We start from the raw sequence: 17,667 nt of genomic DNA, 5'->3' as shown, positions 1-17,667 counted from the left end.
AAATCGTAAGAACGATGATCATAGTGAACTCGAATCAATGATCAATGTGCCTCTGAAAGCATGATCATCATCTTCTAACACTTTATCCACAAGCAGAATGAGAAAAGGAAGTTCTGGTTAATTATTTCAAGTTAACTTGGCTGATATTGTCGCGAAAGAATGATCAAGGATCAAGCTCTGATATCCAATAAGTGGTGAAATAGTAATCGAATCAAAGATTCAATGAACACCCGCTTTAATTTGTCCACATAGCTGAGCTTGTCCGATAGTTTCGAAAGCATGATCATGATGATTGGCCCTATAAGGCGTGCTGTTCCTATGTTGGTCAAGATGTGTAACCGAATTGGTTGAAATTGCCCTAATCTCCCACTCCATATACATTCATCCGTAATTTAGCCGGAAATTTTCATGCTTCCGGTGTTGATTTACACTTGATCATTTTTCCGATCTTGGATCTTTTCAATTTACCGCGAGTAAGGCTCTGAGATGCGATGAAATTCCCTTGATCATCGTTCCTAAACAAGCAATTTGATAAGGAAGCATGATCATGATGCTTCCCTTGATCATGCTTCCAATCTAAACGCGAGTAAGGTAAATATGTACCAGTGTTTTACTGTTATTGGAGGAGATGAGTGAGTGATGAATTCTCACTTTTAAAATCGAAATTACACCGTCCGTAAATTAGTGGCTTATCTTAATCGTTCCGAGGTTCATGACTGAGAGTTATGTTTACATTGTAAATAAGTGACACTGTGACACTTTTAATATTTTTCACTTTGTAGTGCGTTATCAATGTAAAATTGAGTCAATTTTTTGCTTGTTTAATCCTCAATTCAATCAAATTAATGTCAAAACTCAATTTTATGTGATGTTTATCTATAACTGAGTGTGCACCTTTTTATTGTCTATGGTTTGAAATGCTGTACAATCGTAACTAAGTCATTAATAACGGAATTTGGCAAATGAAACGAGAACATACGATAGAGAGTCTCATTCAACTCGCTGAAAAAACAGCTCAGGTTCAAGCAGATCGCATTGAGATAGTTTTAGAAGAGCGCAGCGACGAACATTTCCCACCGATGTCGAAAGCATTGATGGAAACACGTTCTGGTTTAACGCGTCGTAAACTAGATGATGCGATCAGTAAGTTAGAAGAGTCTGGTCATCAGTTCACTAAGAACAATGCTAACCATTACTCCATTTCTCTTGAAGAAGCGCATATGCTGATGGATGCCGCGGGTGTTCCTAAATTCCATCAACGTAAGAAAAATGGTGACAATAAACCTTGGATTATCAACGTACAGAACCAGAAGGGTGGTACGGGGAAATCGATGACAGCGGTGCATTTGGCGGCATGTCTAGCGCTAAACCTAGATAAACGCTACCGCATTTGTTTGATAGATTTAGATCCACAAGGCTCATTGCGTCTATTCCTTAATCCGCAAATCAGCCTCACCGATCATGAAAATATCTATTCTGCCGTTGACGTTATGCTTGATAACGTGCCGGAAGGGGTAGACGTTGACAATGAATTCCTCAACAAGAATGTATTGTTGCCAACTCAGTATCCAAATCTGAAGACCGTTTCTGCATTCCCTGAAGATGCGATGTTTAATGCTGAAGCGTGGCAACATCTGTCTCAGAATCAATCGCTAGACATTGTTAAGCTACTTAAAGAGAAGCTAATTGATAAGATTTCTGATGATTTTGATATCATCATGATCGATACAGGCCCGCACGTCGACCCACTAGTTTGGAACGCAATGTACGCATCGAATGCGCTACTTATTCCTTGTGCAGCGAAACGTTTGGACTGGGCATCAACGGTTAACTTCTTCCAGCATTTACCGACAGTGTACGAGATGTTCCCAGAAGACTGGCAAGGTCTTGAGTTTGTTCGTCTGATGCCAACCATGTTTGAAGATGACAATAAGAAGCAAGTTGCGGTGCTGACGGAAATGAACTACTTACTTGGTGATCAGGTAACAATGGCGACCATTCCACGTAGCCGAGCATTTGAAACATGTGCAGATACCTACAGTACTGTATTTGATCTGACCACAGGTGATTTTGAAGGCGGTAAGAAAACACTCGCGACCGCGCAAGATGCAGTACAAAAGAGTGCGCTTGAAGTTGAGCGTGTACTGCACAGTCACTGGACATCATTAAATCAGGGGTAATTAGAAGATGGCAATTAAGACTTCAGATTTAAACGCAAGATTATTTGGTAAGGCGAACAAACGCCACGTAACGACACCACAAGAAGCGCAGCAAGCGGCTAAAGACCAAGCTCAGGTTATTGAACTTTCGGTTGCCGGCGAAGAAAAAGTGCAATTCGAATTAGTTCGAATTCCTGCAGATAAAGTGACTGAACAAACGGTTGTATTCGCAGAGAACGCACGTGAGCAATCTTTCCTAAATGAACATGCGCTGTCAGATGTATTGGTTACGCTAAAAGAGCGTGGTCAGCAATACCCAGCGGTTGGCCGTAAACGTGAAGATGGCAAAATCGAGGTTCTCGATGGTAGCCGTCGTCGTATGTCATGTATTCTGGCGGATAAAGAGTTCCTGATTTACGTTGGTGAGAACATTAGCACTCAACACGCTAAGTTCCTTTCTGACGTTGCGAACGCGCACAAGCCACTCTCTCTTTATGAGAAGGGCAAAGAAATGCTAGCCAAACTTGAGAGTGGCGAAGCTGAAGACCAAAAAGCATTAGCAAAAATGTTTCAGTGCAGTGAAGCTTTGGTGAGTGGCGCATTAAAAGCGGCAGATTTACCACTAGAGCTTCTGCAAGCGTACCCGAATGTCGCAGAGCTTGGCCGACCGACGATCGTTAAATTGCATAAACAGTTTAACGGGCTAGCGCAAGATAAGCGCACCCAATTACTTGAAAAATGTCGCTCGGAAGAGGGCTTTGTTTGGCAACGTAGCGAATCTCACGGCGTTGCTCGCATTACAAAAGAAGTGACGGAAACGATTGAAGCTTGGGTTGAAGAGTTATCACCTGCGAAGAAAGCGCCTTCGGCGAAGAAAGAGTTGGTGAAGGGGCGTGCGAACTATACGCGTAAGGGCTCTAATTTAACGCTCAATCTTAAGAAAGTTGATGATGAGTTAATGCAAGAAATCTTGGATTTGGTTGCAACTAAACTCAATTAATCGATAATTTGAAATTCATTAAGCCGCTTATTAGCGGCTTTTTTTATGTCATAATGATAGCCATAAACGTAACTCTAGGCTTTAGTTCTCACATGGCTGCAATCAACAACTACTTCGCTCAACTCATCCATATTGCTCAGCAGCGTCACCATCGATTCGGTGTGGTTCTCTCTGGTGAGAGCGACTGGCAAGACGCATCCATCGTGCAATTATGTCACGCCGTTAAACCGGATAGTCTCTACCAACTTGGTGGCTCATTAGCGCTACCCACAACAAAAAGCGTCAAGTTTAGTAAAGGTCAGCAGTTACTTGGTCAAGAGTGTGAGTTACTCGTTTGTGATTTTAGAGCTGGCTTTGATGCCAACAGTTTTAGCGCTGCGACTGGCTGTGTTAAGGGCGGTGGATTGATTGTGATTTTATCTGATGCGTTAGACGCTGAGCCTAATCACGACGCTGTTTGGCTCAATCAGTCATTACAACAGTTATTGGTTATTGAGCAAGGTAGTGAGCTTCCAGCATTACCTAGTATCTGCGCTACTGAACTGTCACCGTTTGAACAGCAAAACGTAGCGGTTGAGAAAATCATTAAGGTGGTTGAAGGGCATCGTAAGCGTCCGTTAGTCATGACCGCAGACCGAGGCCGTGGCAAAAGCAGTGCGTTGGGCATTGCCGCCGCTCAGTTGATGCAAAGCCGAACTATTCATATCGTGTTGACCGCACCAAGTTCGGCGACCATTTCTCCTGTATTTGAACACGCTAGTCGTTTATTGCCTAGTGCTAAGTGTGGCAAGAATATTATTGAATGGCACAACTCGATATTGGAGTTTGTTGCGCCCGATGAGTTACTAAAACGCTCTCAAGCAATTGACTGCCTGTTTGTTGATGAAGCATCTGCGATTCCGATCCCGATGCTCAAGCAAATGGTTGAGACTCATCACCGCGCCGTATTTTCTACCACGATTCACGGCTATGAAGGGTGCGGTAGAGGCTTCACCGTTAAATTCCAGACTTGGCTTAAGGAGCAACGTCCTGGCTCGGTATTTTATCATCTCGATCAGCCTATTCGCTGGGCCAGCGCTGACCCGCTCGAAACCTGGTTATTTGACAGTTTTCTACTCAATGCTGACATGGCTGAAGCGCCAAGTGCAGTGAGTAAACCTAGCCTAAATCGAATCGACAAAAAGAGCCTTGTAGAGCAATCTGAATTTTTGCGTTCTTGTTTTGCGCTATTAGTTAATGCTCATTATCAAACCTCGCCTAATGACCTGATGTTGTTACTGAGTGATCCGACAATCGAGCTTTATGCTTGGCAGCAATACGGGCAGTGTTTAGGCTGTATTCTGACTGTCGAAGAGGGGAGCCTGTCACCAGAACTGATCAATGATGTTCAACTTGGTAAACGTCGCCCACGCGGACATTTAGTTCCGATTGTGTTAGCCGGTCAGTTAGGCATTGATCAAGCGGCCACTCAATCAAGCTTAAGAGTGATGCGTATTGCTATTCATCCACAGCTGCAAAAAAATGGCTATGGTCAGCAGATTCTGCATCAACTTCAAGAGATGACCGATTTCGATTTTTATTCCACCAGCTTTGGCGCAACACCTGAACTTGTCGCTTTCTGGAAAAAAGTCGGATTCCAACCGGTTCGATTGGGAAGTCAACGTGACCAAGCGAGTGGTACACACTCACTTGTGATGGTTCAAGGAACTAACAGTTGGAGCACAAAAGCGAGTGAGCAATTCCAGCAGAGTTTTCACTATGCATTGAGTGAAGGGTTCTGCCAACTTGAGATTGAACTTGTCCGTAGTTTACTGTGCAGAAATAATGCTTCCGTTGAAAACAGTGGCGTCAGCCGCTTGGTTGAGTTCTATTCCCTCGGCGGTTCGAGCTATGATAGTGTCGCTCCAATGCTCGACAACTGGTGGAAGCAATCACCCCATTTGGTGAGTCAGCTTGATGATTTGTTTATTAGAAAAGTCATTCAACGCTGGGACTGGGCTCAATGCGCGAAGGCTTTTGATTATCCTGGGCGTAAGCAAACTGAGCAGGCATTACGAGATGCGTTAAAGTCTCTCCTATAATCTACATACCTTGGCTGATTTACACTGTAAAACGAAAAGTCGGCACGCCATTAAGCCAATTTACACTGTAAAGTAGAGTGGCTTTTTTACAGTGTAAATTACCGCTGAAAAATATTGATAAACTTAGAGATAGTTAAACACTCACCCCTGAATCGTATTTTTTCTAAGAATATTTAAACTTCTTAATTAGCTAATAAATAACGATTTATCATTCTTTCTCCAACTACTTCTCTCATCGCTTCATACAAAATCTGTATGGGCCTGCCTTGCGAATTAATGATTCCTTCCTACACTCAAGATTAAGCAACTTGCTTAATATCGGCTAGGAATAATTAAAAAGGTGAAAACATGGACTGTTTATTACCTGAGTCTCTTGATATATCGACTGTGCTCGACACGACGACTCAATACCAAAATTGGCTTACTCAAGCTAACGAACTCCATATTGACGCTTCTGAAGTGGTTCGTGTTGATGCTGCGGGCATTCAAGCACTCACCGCTTTATTCCTGACCGCGAAACGCAATCAGATTGAGGTTCAACTCATCAGCCCAACCAATTCACTGCTCGAAGGTATTTCGACCCTTGGGCTGAAAGAACAGTTTGAAAAGAGCAACTCAGTTGGAGAGTGACAATATGACAAAAATTTTGGCTGTAGATGATTCGGTGTCAATTCGTCAAATGGTTAGCCACACATTACGTGATGCTGGTTACGATGTTGAGACCGCCAATGATGGACGAGACGCTTTGTCCAAAGTGACCACTGGAAAGTTTGATGTTGTGATTTCAGACGTCAACATGCCAAACATGGGGGGCTTTGAGTTAGTTAAAGCTTTAAGAGAGAAACCCCAATACAAGTTTATTCCCATCCTAATGCTAACGACTGAAACCAGTACTGATAAGAAACAACAAGGTAAGTCGGCAGGAGCAACAGGCTGGTTAGTGAAACCGTTCAATCCCGATACGCTACTAAAAACACTAAAACGCGTAATCTAGTTCGGTTTCTTCGCACACTGCAACGTCAATTGGTGAGGCAAATAATATGGCTTTAGACATGGAGCAGCTGCGCAAGATGTTTTACGAGGAATGTCGTGAAAATCTTGAGGTGCTAGAAGAGGTATTGCTCAATTTAGATTTGGCTCATATCGAAGGTGAGTCAATCAACACTATTTTTAGAGCTGCACACTCAATCAAAGGTGGCGCAGGCACGTTTAATCTTCTCGACATTAGCGAATTTACTCATAATGTTGAAGCTTACCTAGATTTAGTGCGCAACCAAGAGCGAACGCTTACCGCTGATAGTATCGATCTATTACTTAAGAGTGGCGACTGTATCCACAGCATGCTCGAAGGGCATGAACAGGGAACCGATGTGAATCTGGATCTCAAACAAGAGGTCAGTGAGAAGTTAGCCGAGTTACTAGGCAATGACTCTAGCGAGGCAGAGGCTACTGATGCCAAAGAAAATGAAGAGATCATCAATTCCCCATCAAACTCAGAGCAAGTCTGGAATATCTCTTTCGCACCGCATCAGGATATGTTCTTTAGCGGCAATGACCCATTAAGAATATTGAGAGAGCTGAGTGAGTTAGATGATTCTTGCCAAATCCATATTAATACTTCCGCTTTGCCTGAGTTACAAGAGATTGAATCTGAACTTTGCTTCTTGTCTTGGAGTGCGACCATCAGTGGCGCACTCGACCTCGACCTGATTAAAGAGATCTTTGAATGGGTAGAAGATGAGTGTGACTTAACGATTGAGCTAAGCCAACTCAATATAGAGCAACCTACCGAAGATAACCAACAAATCGCGTCACCTGTAACAACAGTTGCAACCACAGAGACGAAACTGGCTCCAGAGAATGACACTAAATCGACCAAGGTCGCCAAGTCAGACTCAAGCGTTAGTTCCATTCGTGTCGACATCGACAAAGTTGATAGCTTAATCAACTTGGTGGGTGAACTGGTGATTACCCAGTCGATGCTCACTGAAATTGGCAATGATTTCTCCATCGATAAGCTTGAGAAACTTAAATCAGGCTTAGACCAATTGTTGCAAAACAGCAAAGACTTGCAAGAAAACGTACTCAACATTCGCATGTTACCGATGAGCTTTGCCTTCAGTCGTTTTCCTCGTTTAGTGCGTGATTTATCCAGCCGTCTTGAAAAGCAAGTTGACCTGCAAATCAAAGGTGAGCAAACCGAGCTAGATAAAACGGTTCTTGAACGAATCGTCGATCCTCTCGTGCACCTAGTAAGAAACGGTATTGACCACGGTATTGAGCAACCAGAGCAGCGTTTAGAAAGCGGCAAATCAGAAATCGGAGTCATTGAGCTCAATGCTTACCATCAAGGTGGCGCGATTGTTATCGAGATTCGAGATGACGGTGCGGGTCTAAACTGCGACAAGTTATGGAACAAGGCCCTAGAGAAAGGGGTGCTATCGCAGGACTCTCGCCGAGAAGAGTATAGCGACAAACAGATCATGAACCTCATCTTTGCTCCTGGCTTTTCTACGGCAGAAGAAGTATCTGACATTTCTGGCCGCGGTGTCGGCATGGATGTAGTAAGACGAAATATCGAAGAGTTAGGTGGACACATAGAGGTGGAATCCGAGCTTGGCCAAGGTAGCCGATTCACCATTAGCCTGCCACTGACATTAGCAATCCTTGATGGCCAGTTAGTGAGAGTTGCGGGAGAAGTCTACGTCATTCCATTATTAACCATTGTTGAATCGATTCAGATTGACCCTAAATGCATCAAGCTCGCTTCTGGTGGTATCGAGCTATATCGACTCAGAGAAGAGAACATCCCAATCTTGCGCCTACAAGAAGAGCTTGAGATGGGGAGTAGCGGTGCTTTGGATGAGCGAATCCTCTGTTTTGTTGAAGCTGCAGGAAATCGCGTAGGCCTGCTGCTTGATGAACTGCTCGATCAACAACAGGTTGTGATTAAAAGTTTGGAATCAAACTACAGCAAAGTGGCGGGTATATCAGGTGCCACCATTTTGGGCGATGGCTCGGTGTCATTGATTCTTGATGTACAAGGGCTGATTACCAACTTCTTAAATCGTGCCTCTGATTCTTCTAACAAAGGCCTAGCGGCTTAGGTGGCTCACATGGAAGTGGTTGCAACAAACGAATTTGGCGCGCAGTCGCGAGAAAATATAGAAGCTCAAGCGGAAGCCTTGCTTGAGAACATGAGTGATGAAGCAAGTGAAAGTGCAGACTTTCTGAGCTTTCAACTTGCTGGGGAACTGTATGGCGTTGAAATAAAAGATGTCGAAGAGATTCGCGTCTGGGAGCGTCCGACCCCAATCCCACGAGCTCCAGATTTTGTTTGTGGAGTGATCAATCTGCGCGGGATGATCGTGCCCGTTGTCGATCTAAGACTGCGTTTTTCGGTAGGTACTCGAGAGTACTTGCCGACCACGGTAGTTATCGTGCTGCGTTTTAACGATGAGGATCGAGAGCGCTTGATGGGCTTGGTTGTCGATGCGGTCAGTGATGTGGTTAGCCAAGGGAAAAATGAACTCTATCCAGCGGTCGGCGAGTCGCTAGTGACGCCTTATTTGCAGGGGCTGATTAACGTCGGTGAGCAAGTGATGTCGTTACTGGACACCGAAGAATTACTCAACATTGAACGAATATTAAGGGCGCACTCATGATTGTAACTCAAGAGTTTTTAAGCTTTGTCCTTGAAGGCGAAGAGTATGGCGTTCCTATCCTCGAGGTAAGAGAAGTACGTGGCTGGAGCGCGGTACGAGAAGTTCCCAACTCTCCTGAGTATATGAAAGGGGTTTTGGAAATACGTGGTGAATACGTGCCGATCGTTGATCTAAGAATGCGATTTGGTCTATCTCCGGCGCACATAGGTGCGACCACCGTAGTGATTGTCCTTAATGATGCACAAAAACATCCGCTAGGCATCATTGTTGATGGCGTATCTGAAGTCTATCCACTGAGTGAAGAACAGATTAAACCGTCGCCGTATGTCTCTGCCGATGTCGATCATAGCTACGTTCGAGGAATTGCCTCAGTCGCCAATGGGCATCTCATTTTAATTAATCTTGAAACTTTGTTCGATGCAGCAGAGTTAGTTCTACCCAACCAAGAGGAAGAGAGTTGGGCATAAGGCCGTTACGTACGTGGTGTTTTCGTGTCGGTAGATAACGTCAGATGAAGCAACCAGTGAGGGGAAACTCATGGCATTTTGGAATAGAAGAACGGAGCCTTCAGCTCAATTTGTAGCACCAACGCAAGATACGCTGACGGAAAGCGTTGAGCCAGAGCAAGAACAAGGAGTGACGAAAGAGCAGCTGTTTTCAGCACTCAACGCCGCGCAGACTGCACTGATGATGATCGATCGTGATTTCAATATCACCTACCTTAACCAGAAGTCGATGGATCTCTTGCAAACACATGAGAGCTTATTTCGATCGGTATGGCCCAACTTTCAAGCTACGGAAGAGTTCTTACTTGGTTACTGTATAGACTTATTTCATACCAATCCAAGTCATCAGAGACAAATGCTTTCTAATCCGTCCAACTTACCCTATACCACAAACATTACCGTTAAGGACGTTAAGATAGAGCTGAATGTTGGCGCTATTATCGACGCGAGCGGAAACTACGTGGGCAATACATTGGAATGGTCTGATGTCACTAGTGAGCTAAAACAGAAAGATGAAATAACCCGTCTACAAGCGGCTGTCGATCAAGCGCAGACAGCAATGGTTATGATTGACCGAGACTTGAATATTACCTACGCCAACCATGAAACCATTAGCCTGTTTAGAAAACATGAAGGGACGATGCGTAGTGTTTGGTCCGGCTTCACTGCTAGCGAGGAGTGGCTATTAGGGCGTTGTATCGACGAGTTCCACCGAAACCCTGCCCACCAGCGCCAACTGCTTGCAGACCCGAGCAATTTGCCTTATAGCACCGATATCTCCATTCAAGACTTGAAGATCGAGCTCAACGTTGCCGCTATCAATGATGCTCAGGGTAACTATATTGGTAATACCTTAGAGTGGCGTGATGTGACAGAAGAGCGCGCTAAAGAAGAAGAAATTGGTCGCTTAGCCTCGGCGGTCTCAGGCATGACGACCAACCTAATGATGGCAAATAAAGATGGCATCATCACTTACTTAAATCCATCTCTCGCGACATTGCTAAAAAGCCGTGAAGGCGATTTGCAGAAAGCGCTGCCTGGTTTTGATGCCAGCAACCTAGTGGGCAAAAACATTGACGTCTTCCATAAGAACCCAGGCCACCAGCGCAACATTATTGCCAATCCGGATCGACTGCCGTTTTCATCGAATATCGCGGTTGGCGGTTTAGAGTTCAACCTAACCTGTATCGCGATGCGTGATGGTCAAGGCAATTACGTTGGTCCGGCACTTCAATGGGTGGATATTACTGAACAACAAGATGGCCAACGTCAAGTTGAAGCCCTGATTCAAAAAGCGATTGCTGGTGAGCTCAATGAGCGAATTGACACCAGCGTTTATAACGGCTTTATGAAAGAGCTTGGCGATGGCATTAACAACTTGCTTGATACCATGGTTACACCTTTAGGACAGTGTATTGATGTCATGAGTCAGGTGGCGGATGGCAACTTAAATACCACCATGCCAGAAGACAATACGGGTGAGTTTGCAAGACTGTCTCATGCGGTGAACACCTCAATTGTTAACATTCGCAATATGGTAGATAAGATCACTCAATCGTCTGCTCGTGTCGCTACGGCGTCAACGGAAATTGCTGAAGGCAACAACGATTTGAGCCAACGTGTCGAAGCTCAAGCCTCAAACCTAGAAGAAACCGCGGCAAGTATGGAGCAAATGACGGCGACGGTTCGACAAAATGCCGACAATGCCAAAGGGGCGAATGAACTGTCTGATGATGCGACTAAGAAAGCCAGCAAAGGTGGAGAAGTGGTTGGACAAGCCGTATCTGCAATGGCTGAAATCAATACTGCAAGTAAGAAAATCGCAGACATTATTGGCGTGATTGATGAGATTGCTTTCCAGACTAACCTATTAGCGCTGAATGCAGCCGTTGAGGCAGCAAGGGCAGGCGAGCAAGGTCGCGGCTTTGCAGTTGTCGCTGGTGAAGTACGAAACCTCGCGCAACGAAGTGCGGCGGCCGCTAAAGAGATCAAAGGACTTATCAAAGACAGCGTTGAGAAGGTCGATGAAGGCTCTCGATTGGTCGATGAATCTGGTGAAACTCTTAATGAAATTGTTGATGCGGTTGCCAAGGTTACAGAACTCATTGCGCAAATTGCCTCTTCGAGCTTAGAGCAGTCAACGGGGATTGATGAAATCAACCGAGCGATTGCAACTATGGATGAAATGACTCAGCAGAATGCCTCTTTGGTTGAAGAAACATCCGCGGCAAGTCAATCGCTACGCGACGAAGGTAAACAGTTACTGCAATTGATGAACTTCTTCAGCGATGACAACAACGTTACAACGTTTGAATCGAAAGCGATGGATAAGGGAGCGAGTAGCAACGTTCGCGAGATTCGCACCCCAAAAGTCGCTAACTCTAGCTTCAAGCTTGAAGAGGATGGAGACGAATGGGAAGAGTTCTAGCCAGGACTGAGTCATCGGTGCCGGAGTCAAATGAGTTTGAGCTAACAGATAAAGACTTTAAGTTTATCCAGTGGTTCATGCACAAGAACGTCGGCATTTTCTTTTCTGATCGCAAAAGAACCATGGTGTATGGCCGCATCAGTCGCCAACTTAGGCGGTTGGGCCTGAAGCGTTTTAGCCAATATCGACAGTTGATAGAAGGTGATCCGCAAGAACAGGTCAATTTCATTAACTGTCTAACGACCAACAAGACGCAGTTTTTTCGTGAATATCACCATTTTGAGTTTATTGAAAAAGTATTGATGTCTGAATGGAAGAGCCAAAACCTCAAACAGTTGCGTATTTGGTCAGCAGGCTGTTCAACAGGTGAGGAGCCTTATAGCTTAGTTTCCTCTTTGTACTGGGCAAAAGCCTTTGAGCTATTTGAAAGTATTCAAATTACGGCAACTGACCTTGACACAAAAGTTTTGGCACATGCTAAGCAAGGTATTTATAGCGAAGAAGCGGTAAACAGTATTCCAAGTAAATATTTAAAACCCTGCTTTGTGAAAGGAGCAGGTAAGCAGGCAGGGAATGTGAAGTGTAAATCAGGATTGCAGAGGTTTATCGATTTTCGCCAGCTAAACTTGTTGGAGAAGTGGAACTTTGACAAGCCATTTGATCTGATTTCATGCCGAAACGTGATGATCTATTTTGACCGAAACACACAAGAAAAACTGATTAAGCGCTTTTACCAGCAACTGAAGCCCGCTGGCGTTTTATTCATAGGACATTCGGAAAGCGTGCCTGCAAGTTTGGATTTATTCCACCACCTTGGACACACCATTTACGTAAAGAAGTAGGGATCACACATGATCGAGGTTAGGAGTAGTGCTGCTCCAAAATATGAAAATCAGCACTTTAATCGCTTTTACCATCCGACAAAGGATAAGCACATCGTTAAGGTATTGCCGGGGGGCGTCTATTGCACCTCAAAAGAAGATGAGCTTATCGCGACTGGATTGGGCTCTTGTGTGGCGGCGTGTGTTTGGGATTGTCATGAGCATATTGGAGGGATGAACCACTTTCTTTTGCCCTTTGATAACAAGAGTCAGCTCAAGTCATGGAACCCAGAAGAGGTCATCTCTACGGCGTCTCGTTATGGCAGCTACGCTATGGAAATGCTGATAAACGCTATGATTGAAAGGGGCGCACAGCGTTCATCATTACAAGTGAAGTTATTTGGAGGTGCGCAAATGCTCGGGCGTAGCTCTATGGTCGGTGAAAAAAATGTCTCCTTTATTCTTAACTATGTAAAACAAGAAGGTCTCGATGTCGTTGCTCAGGATCTAGGAGGTTTAGAGCCGCGCAAGGTGATGTTTGACCCATGCACTGGAAAAGCTTGGCTTAAGCGAATTCCATTTACTGAGGTTCACCTGCTACAAAATCAAGAAGAAAAATATGCACGCCAGTTGGATAGAGAAAGTCATTGTCCTCATGATGATGACGTGGAGCTGTTTGAATGAAAAAAATAAAAGTATTGGTGGTTGATGATTCTCCCGTTTACCGTGCTTTGCTATCGGAACTGATCAACTCTGATCCCGATCTCGAAGTGGTAGCCACAGCTGAAGATCCACTTGAAGCGAGAGCGTTGATCAAAGTTCATAACCCAGATGTTCTAACCTTAGATATTGAGATGCCAAAGATGAATGGTGTCCAGTTTCTCAAAAATCTTATGCGCCTTAGACCCATGCCAGTGGTGATGATTTCGACGCTGACACAGCATGGTGCTGAGGCAACCCTCGCTGCCTTAGAATATGGCGCAGTAGATTACTTTCCTAAGCCATCTGTGGACCGCACCGGAGAGATTGCCAGCGACAAGAAGCGAGTGATTGAAAAAATTAAGATGGCAGCGGGCGCTAACGTGACTTCAGGTACAGCCGTTGCAAAGCCGAGCACTCAAAGCAAGTTAAGTGTACCCAAGCACAATGACCATATTGAAGTGGTCGCTATTGGGGCCTCGACGGGAGGGACAGAGGCCGTTAAGCAAGTGCTGTCTATGTTACCCGCCAACATGCCGCCAATTATCATTACTCAACATATTAGTGCGATGTTCTCGACCTCTTTCGCTCAACGTTTAAATGAGAACAGCGATATTCAAGTTAAAGAACTCAGCGCCAACCGAGCGCCTTTAGTGGCTGGGTGCGCTTATTTAGCGCCTGGGGACAAGCACCTTGTTGTGGTTCGCCGTGGAGCACACCTTTATTGTCAATTGGACGACCGACCAGCGGTCAATAGACATAAACCTTCAGTGGATGTGATGTTCGATACGGTCGCTGAAACCGTCGGTGATAAAGCCATTGGTGTCATTCTTACTGGAATGGGTCAAGACGGAGCAAAAGGTATGCTACGGATGAAGGAACTCGGTGCCAAGACGATTGCTCAGGATCAGGCTTCATCTGTGGTGTGGGGCATGCCTCGTGTTGCGGCTGAAATGGGCGCTGCCCTTTCGGTGGTCGATTTACACAGTGTGGCCGGAAAAATATGCCACTATTTATCACCTGATTCATAGTCAGGCCTACAACGTCAGGGAAGAATCGATGAACATTAAAAAGAACGTAAATAATACCCGATATTTCATCGCGATAGGCTTACAAATCATTCTGTTATCGACCGCAATGAGTATGTCGTCGTCAGCATTACATGTCGCTTTGATGGTGATGGCTGCAGCTGTCCCTTGGTTTGTCATACCAAGAGCGGCGCAGAAGGTGCGAGACAATCAAGGTGATACTGCTGCAACCAATGCTACAGATAAGCCGATCCCGCCAAAAGAAGTCTACCCGGTGCTATCGTGCATTTCTCAACAGCTCACAGAGCCATTAGATCACCAACGAAGTGTCGTCGATGAGTCAGTAGAAACGCTCAACGAAAGTTACTTTGAATTGCAAAAACTTGCTGAGGAGCAAAACCAAATCACTTCAGAGTTGGTTGAGACTCTACTCGGAAACAAAGACAGCACCAATGATATTAGTCATGTGCTGCCAAAGACCGAGGCTATCATTCGCCAGTTTGTCGATACCTTGGTTAATGTTTCAGAGAAAAGTATCTCAGCGGTACACAGTATTCATGATATGTCCGATAAGCTTGATGCCGTTTTTAAGCTGCTAGAGCGAGTACGAGGTCTGTCTGAACAAACTAATCTGTTAGCGCTCAATGCCGCTATTGAAGCAGCCAGAGCTGGTGATGCAGGGCGTGGCTTTGCGGTCGTAGCTCAAGAGGTTCGCGATCTTTCTGTTAAAGCTAAAGAGCTCAACGACCAGATCGAAACGGAAATTAATGTCGCGCAGCAAACAGTGAAAGAAGCGAATAAAACCGTGGGAGAGATGGCGTCGATTGATATGACCGAAGCGATAGAGTCAAAAGAGAAAGTTGATGCCATGTTACGTGGCGTCCAAGCCGTCAACGTGACAGTAGAGCAAGAAGTGCACAAGATTCGCTCTAGCGGCGATTTAATCCATTCGCAGGTTGATAACGGCATTCGAGCTCTTCAGTTTGCAGACATTATCGTACAGCAAGGTGAATACGCTAAGACATCCGTTGGTTACTTGCAAGAATTTGCTCAGCTATGCCAGTTGTGGGGAGAGGGGAATATAGACCTCGATGAATTTACCGCGGCTGTGATTGAACTGCAAAGCCAAGTGCAGAACCGAGATGCACCAGCGGCCTCGCAAGAAAGCATCGATGAGGGAGAAGTCGAACTGTTTTAAATCTTTCAGACTGGATTAATGTGAGGGAAAAAGTATGACTGTAGAAGCACAAATGGACGCAGCAGCAAAACATATCACGATTCTGATTGAAGGAGCGTTTGGCTTCAATTTGGTACAAGAATTTCGTCGTTGTTATAACGATCGGCAGGAGTTTCGATTCACCATCGACTTACGTAAGGTTGATTATATTGATAGTGCTGGTTTGGGGATGTTACTCAACATGCACAATTATCTGGGCCAAGAGGATGGCATGATTCGTATCACCAACACCTTACCCCAAGTGCGTAAAATTCTTACGATTTCGCGCTTTGATAAGAAGTTCGCTATTGAGTGATAGCTAAGGAGCTCTTATGCATGTAATGATTGTTGACGACCATGCGACCAATCGAGAGCTGTGCCGCTTTATGCTAAGTCACTTAGTTGAAACGGTCACAACCTTTGAAAATGGCCAAGGCGTGGTTGAAGCAATGGCTAAGATGGACAGCCTGCCTGATGTGATATTGCTGGACGTGATGATGCCAATTAAGGACGGTATCACCACTGCGCAAGAAATAAGACAAGCCTTTCCTGATGCGCATATACCGATTATCTTTCTGACCGTACTGGATGATCACGCCTCATTTGAGCGCTGTTTAACCTACGGTGACGACTTTATTCTCAAACCGGTTGAGCGCAGTGTTTTACTTGCCAAGGTTCAAGCACACTACCGTATTGTCCGAATGCACAACGAAGTGAAAGAGCAGCGTGATGAGCTTAGCCATTTTCATGAGCAAGTCCGTTACGACTACGCCATAGCAGAATCAATCTTTTCTAACCTAATGCTTGAGATGAGCTCTCAGGTGAAAAATATCTACGGCATAAATTACCTATCAACGCCATCTACGGTCTTTAATGGTGACCTTATTGTGGTTGCTAACCGGCCTCATGGTGGGGTTTATGTGATGATTGCTGATGCGACCGGTCATGGGTTACCTGCCGCTATTTCGGCAATTCCTGCCACTCGGGCTTTCTTCAGTATGGCGGCTAAGGGATTGTCATTAGGTGAAATCGCACAAGAAATCAACGAAGTTCTGGTGAGGTTCTTACCCATGGGGATGATGCTGGCGGCAAGTATTTTTGAAGTACGAGCCAATGGCTTTGAAGTCTCATGGTGGGGCGGGGGTTTGCCTGATGGTTATCTAATCGAGCGTGACGGCACCATTGTGCGCCGTTTAACATCGAATCACATGCCACTTGGGGTATTAAAGACTCACGAGTTTGAGGCAAACATACAGCACTTTAAACTCGAACCTGATCAACAAATCATCTGTTATACCGATGGTGTAATAGAAGCGATGAATGAAGAGGGTGAACAATTTGGCCAAGAGCGGCTAGAAAGCGCGTTCCATAGCCAGCAAGCTATTATCCCTACACTGTATGAGTCAGTGCGCAGTTTTGCTCATAAATCGGTTGGCGATGATTTATCTATACTAGCCATGACATTTCCTATCTCTAATGGCAATGCTCACGAATCGCCTCCGAGCCAAGCTATTCAAAATCAAATACCGATTCAATCAAGTTTAAAGCTCAACGGAGAGGTAATTAAACGAGTCACTGTCATGACTGAGGTGCGTAAGTTCTTGACCGGTATTTTGCATAGCGGAGCACACCTAGATTTGGTTTGTTCGGTGCTGTCGGAGCTGTTTGCCAATGCGATTGAACATGGCTTATTGCGCTTAGACTCATCCATCAAGGAAGAGCCAGACGGTTTCTTTCTGTTCTATCAAATGCGAGAAGAAAAGCTTAAAGAGTTATCTGATTCAGCGTATATCGAATTGAATCTTGAGTATTGTCCAGAGCGGTCTCAATTGGTGATGGAGCTAGAACACAATGGCGAAGGATTTGACTATCAGAGAAGTTATGACTCTCCCGATAAGTCGCTAACACACGGCCGTGGTATTGTTCTTGCTTCAGAATTATGTGATTCGTTGGAATATTCTAAACAGGGGCGAAGTGTCACAGCGGTATACTCATTAGCAGCAGAGCATCACTTTCCGAGTTCTAGCTAACGTTATTTACAGTGTAAAAACGTCTAGGAGTGAT

At 45.0% G+C, this 17,667-nt stretch carries 15 protein-coding genes; all 15 read left to right on the top strand.

Translation table 11 applies throughout. The features are described 5' to 3' along the window. Positions 1-962: 962 nt before the first annotated feature. The 15 genes from ACHUFZ_RS08230 to ACHUFZ_RS08160 all read left to right on the top strand — a co-directional run bounded on the left by ACHUFZ_RS08230 (position 963) and on the right by ACHUFZ_RS08160 (position 17,633). Positions 963-2,180 (top strand): ParA family protein, encoded by a 1,218-nt coding sequence (locus tag ACHUFZ_RS08230; protein WP_134834941.1) that lies wholly within the window; start codon positions 963-965, stop codon positions 2,178-2,180. 7 nt (positions 2,181-2,187) lie between these two features. Next, entirely contained in the window at positions 2,188-3,159 is a 972-nt protein-coding gene (locus ACHUFZ_RS08225; RefSeq protein ID WP_394126737.1) for a ParB/RepB/Spo0J family partition protein, read from the top strand. Positions 3,160-3,251: 92 nt separating this feature from the next. Then, positions 3,252-5,240, top strand: a complete 1,989-nt coding sequence (locus ACHUFZ_RS08220; protein WP_394126736.1) for a tRNA(Met) cytidine acetyltransferase TmcA — start codon at positions 3,252-3,254, stop codon at positions 5,238-5,240. Positions 5,241-5,588: 348 nt separating this feature from the next. Then, positions 5,589-5,870 (top strand): STAS domain-containing protein, encoded by a 282-nt coding sequence (locus tag ACHUFZ_RS08215; protein ID WP_394126735.1) that lies wholly within the window; start codon positions 5,589-5,591, stop codon positions 5,868-5,870. A gap of 4 nt (positions 5,871-5,874) precedes the next feature. Continuing rightward, the gene (locus ACHUFZ_RS08210) at positions 5,875-6,234 is read left to right on the top strand and encodes a response regulator (protein ID WP_053439348.1); all 360 of its coding nucleotides are present in this window, start codon (positions 5,875-5,877) and stop codon (positions 6,232-6,234) included. Positions 6,235-6,280: 46 nt separating this feature from the next. Then, positions 6,281-8,347, top strand: coding sequence for a chemotaxis protein CheA (locus tag ACHUFZ_RS08205; RefSeq protein ID WP_394126734.1), 2,067 nt, complete (start codon positions 6,281-6,283; stop codon positions 8,345-8,347). A 9-nt stretch (positions 8,348-8,356) separates the two neighbouring features. Next, on the top strand, positions 8,357-8,905 hold the full coding sequence (locus ACHUFZ_RS08200) for a chemotaxis protein CheW (protein ID WP_394126733.1): 549 nt from the start codon (positions 8,357-8,359) through the stop codon (positions 8,903-8,905). Continuing rightward, positions 8,902-9,372 carry a chemotaxis protein CheW gene (locus ACHUFZ_RS08195; protein WP_394126732.1) on the top strand — a complete coding sequence of 157 codons (471 nt, stop codon included), beginning with the start codon at positions 8,902-8,904 and terminating at the stop codon, positions 9,370-9,372. The genes ACHUFZ_RS08200 and ACHUFZ_RS08195 overlap by 4 nt, the downstream gene beginning before the upstream one ends. Before the next feature lie 70 nt (positions 9,373-9,442). After that, complete coding sequence (aer2, locus tag ACHUFZ_RS08190) at positions 9,443-11,839, top strand: aerotaxis transducer Aer2 (RefSeq protein WP_394126731.1); 2,397 nt, start codon at positions 9,443-9,445, stop codon at positions 11,837-11,839. Next, positions 11,824-12,681 (top strand): CheR family methyltransferase, encoded by an 858-nt coding sequence (locus tag ACHUFZ_RS08185; protein WP_394126730.1) that lies wholly within the window; start codon positions 11,824-11,826, stop codon positions 12,679-12,681. The genes aer2 and ACHUFZ_RS08185 overlap by 16 nt, the downstream gene beginning before the upstream one ends. A gap of 9 nt (positions 12,682-12,690) precedes the next feature. After that, a complete protein-coding gene (locus tag ACHUFZ_RS08180) occupies positions 12,691-13,344 on the top strand; it encodes a chemotaxis protein CheD (protein ID WP_394126729.1) in 654 nt (217 codons plus the stop codon). After that, entirely contained in the window at positions 13,341-14,390 is a 1,050-nt protein-coding gene (locus tag ACHUFZ_RS08175; protein WP_394126728.1) for a protein-glutamate methylesterase/protein-glutamine glutaminase, read from the top strand. Before ACHUFZ_RS08180 ends, ACHUFZ_RS08175 begins: the two co-directional genes overlap by 4 nt. A 28-nt stretch (positions 14,391-14,418) precedes the next feature. After that, positions 14,419-15,585 carry a methyl-accepting chemotaxis protein gene (locus tag ACHUFZ_RS08170; protein WP_394126727.1) on the top strand — a complete coding sequence of 389 codons (1,167 nt, stop codon included), beginning with the start codon at positions 14,419-14,421 and terminating at the stop codon, positions 15,583-15,585. Positions 15,586-15,619: 34 nt separating this feature from the next. Next, positions 15,620-15,919 (top strand): STAS domain-containing protein, encoded by a 300-nt coding sequence (locus tag ACHUFZ_RS08165; RefSeq protein WP_053439357.1) that lies wholly within the window; start codon positions 15,620-15,622, stop codon positions 15,917-15,919. A 16-nt stretch (positions 15,920-15,935) separates the two neighbouring features. Further along, positions 15,936-17,633 carry an ATP-binding SpoIIE family protein phosphatase gene (locus tag ACHUFZ_RS08160; RefSeq protein ID WP_394126726.1) on the top strand — a complete coding sequence of 566 codons (1,698 nt, stop codon included), beginning with the start codon at positions 15,936-15,938 and terminating at the stop codon, positions 17,631-17,633. Positions 17,634-17,667 lie beyond the last annotated feature (34 nt).

Source organism: Vibrio hepatarius (assembly GCF_043642085.1).
GTDB classification, from domain to species: domain Bacteria; phylum Pseudomonadota; class Gammaproteobacteria; order Enterobacterales; family Vibrionaceae; genus Vibrio; species Vibrio hepatarius_C.
Note: the sequence above shows the minus strand (reverse complement) of the source record. Positions and strands in the feature narration are given on the sequence as shown.